The sequence below is a fragment of the Dyadobacter sp. 3J3 genome, from assembly GCF_009801115.1.
In the GTDB taxonomy this organism is placed as follows: domain Bacteria; phylum Bacteroidota; class Bacteroidia; order Cytophagales; family Spirosomataceae; genus Dyadobacter.
Window position 1 is genome coordinate 1 of sequence record NZ_VTOL01000042.1, and the last position, 2,622, is coordinate 2,622.

Sequence of the window (2,622 nt, forward strand, 5' to 3'; positions counted from 1 at the left end):
TGGATATTCCGGAGCATGTTGACCCCCTAAAAGCCGGAATGTTTTGGAATGTTAAAGTAGCCTGATTCGCTGGAATCGCCTGCCATTCCGGCACATGTTGACCCCCTTGAAAGTTGAGAACGGAACGTACCGGAGCATGTTGACCCCCCTAAAACGGATTTCGACATCGTGTACCGGAGCATACTGACCCCCTCTTAGCGTTGGTTTTGGTTTATTTAGTGATCTTTTAATGACTAAAAGCAGATCACTGATGGCTGGAAAACCAAGACCTATGAGCCAGATTAAACAACTTTTGCGATTACATTCTCAAGGCTATTCCATTAAGGCGATCGCCCGTACGCTCGGTATTAGCAAGAATACCGTCAAGTCGTATTTAAGCAAACTGGAATCAGTCAATATCGAGCCGCAAGACTTATTGCAGCTGGAAGATCCTGCACTGGAAAACAAGTTTCATGCAGGCAACCCGGCTTATAAAGATCTGAGGTATGTGCATCTGAAAGGTAAACTTGATTACTTCCAGAGCCAGCTTGAAAAGGTCGGGGTAACCAAAAAATTACTTTGGGAGGAATACATCCAGGCCTTCCCGCAAGGATACGGCTACTCTCAGTTTTGCTTTCATTTACACCAACAGCTTGTGGCTGCCAAGTCGTCTTCGGTTCTTGTTTTCCAACCCGGAGATAAACTCATGGTGGATTTTGCGGGCAAGCCAATGCATTATATCGATAAGCAGACCGGTGAAGTGATTGCGTGTCAGGTGTTTGTTGCCTGTTTACCTTTCTCGGATTATGCCTTTGCTATGGCGGTTCCCAGTCAGCGGATCGGTGACTCCCTGTACGCTCTTTCCTGTTGTCTGAACGAACTGAGTGGTGTGCCAAAGGCCTTGGTTCCTGATAATTTAAAGTCTGCCGTGATAAAAGCTGACCGTTATGAACCTCAGATTAACCAGAGCCTGGACGACTTCGCTAATCACTATAATATGTCGGTGGTACCGGCAAGAGCAGGGAAGCCAAAAGACAAAAGTAAGGTGGAGAACCAGGTCAAGCTTTTATACACCCGGGTTTATGCCAAGCTTCGTAACCGTCAGTTTTTTGATATCACTTCCTTAAACGAAGCGATAAAAGAAAAGATCAACGAGCATAACCAGACACGCATGCAACTCAAGGATTACTGCCGTCAGGAACGGTTCCTGGCCGCAGAAAAACCAGTGCTGTTACCATTGCCTGAGAAGCACTTTGAGCTGAAGTATTACTGTGAACCCAAGGTTGCCCATAGTGGGCACGTCTGTATCATGAAGCACTTTTACAGTGTTCCCTACACCCTGACGGGTATAAAGGTAAAGGTTGTTTATACCCGTAATATGGTCAACATTTATGCGCACGGCAAGATGGTCGCTGTTCATATTCGCAGCTATTTAAAGGGAGGATATTCTTCTGTAAAAGAACATCTGAGTTCTCAAAACCAGGCTTATCTGGACCGTAGCCCCACTTATTACCTCCAAAAGGCCAGAAGTAAATCTGAAGACTTATATCTTCTGGTTGAGAAAGTATTCCAGCAGGACCGTTATCCTGAACAGCTCTACCGCAGCTGCGACGGTCTTTTTCGTCTGCACCGCGATAGCAATCCGGATAAGTTCGCAAAGGCCTGCCAGATCGCCATTGATAACGGAATTTACTCTTACCGATTCATTCAGAAAATCCTGGAAAATAACATGACCGATCATCAGGATGAGATAACTCAGCCTCAAACACTACCGGCACATCATAACATCCGGGGCAAAGATTATTACATACAGTCTACCATTAACTTTTTACAAAATGAAAATTGAAGTGCAACTTAAAGAACTACGTCTGCATGGTATGTGCAGCAGCTGGCAGGCATTGCTGGAAACCCGAAGACATCATGAGCTCAATCTTGCCGAAGGTCTTGAACTTCTTCTGCAGGCAGAACACCAGCAACGCAGTGATCAGCGTTTTGAACGGTTACAGAAGAACGCACAGTTCCGCTACCAGGCTTCCGTGGAAGAATTAAATATGGATAGCTCCAGAGGACTTGACCGTTCGCTGGTCACAGAATTGGCTACCGGAAATTATCTGTCCAAAGGCGAAGCCATCCTGATCAGTGGCGCTTCCGGCGCTGGAAAAAGCTTTTTAGCATCAGCACTTGGCCACCAGGCTTGTGCGCAGGGCTATAAAGTCCAGTACTACAACCTGCAAAAGTTGCTGTTGAAAACGAAACTAAGCCGGGTCGACGGAAGCATTTACAAACTCATGGAAAGACTATCACGTTCTGAACTCCTTATTCTGGATGACTTTGGACTTACCCGGCTAGAACAGCAGCAGCGCATGGACCTGATGGAAATTATTGAGGATCGCCACGCGAAAAGGTCCACCATTATTGCAAGTCAATTACCGGTTGCAAACTGGTATGATGTAATTGGGGAGGAAACGGTTGCCGATGCGATTTTAGACCGATTGGTCCATACTTCGTACCGGATCGAACTAAAAGGTGAAAGTTTAAGAAAAAAACGGTAAAATTGTCAGCCCATCAGAATCTCTCAGATCAGAACCTAAATTAAGGGGGGTCAGTATGCCCGGTACGGGGTCAGCATCAACGGAATATCCA

The 2,622-nt window shown here is 46.0% G+C and carries 2 protein-coding genes; both read left to right on the plus strand.

Features of this window, described 5'->3' with window-relative positions:
* The first annotated feature begins 250 nt into the window (after positions 1-250).
* On the plus strand, positions 251-1,825 hold the full coding sequence (istA, locus tag FZF08_RS31390; RefSeq protein WP_159478866.1) for an IS21 family transposase: 1,575 nt from the start codon (positions 251-253) through the stop codon (positions 1,823-1,825).
* Positions 1,815-2,531: an IS21-like element helper ATPase IstB gene (gene istB / locus FZF08_RS31395; RefSeq protein ID WP_137344268.1), complete on the plus strand. Its 717-nt coding sequence runs from the start codon at positions 1,815-1,817 to the stop codon at positions 2,529-2,531. Before istA ends, istB begins: the two co-directional genes overlap by 11 nt.
* Positions 2,532-2,622: the final 91 nt, after the last annotated feature.

Excerpts from the sequence above, each read along its gene's own strand:
- istB (WP_137344268.1), top strand. The coding sequence starts at position 1,815 with ATGAAAATTGAAGTGCAACTTAAAGAACTACGTCTGCATGGTATGTGC.
- istA (WP_159478866.1), top strand. The coding sequence starts at position 251 with ATGGCTGGAAAACCAAGACCTATGAGCCAGATTAAACAACTTTTGCGA.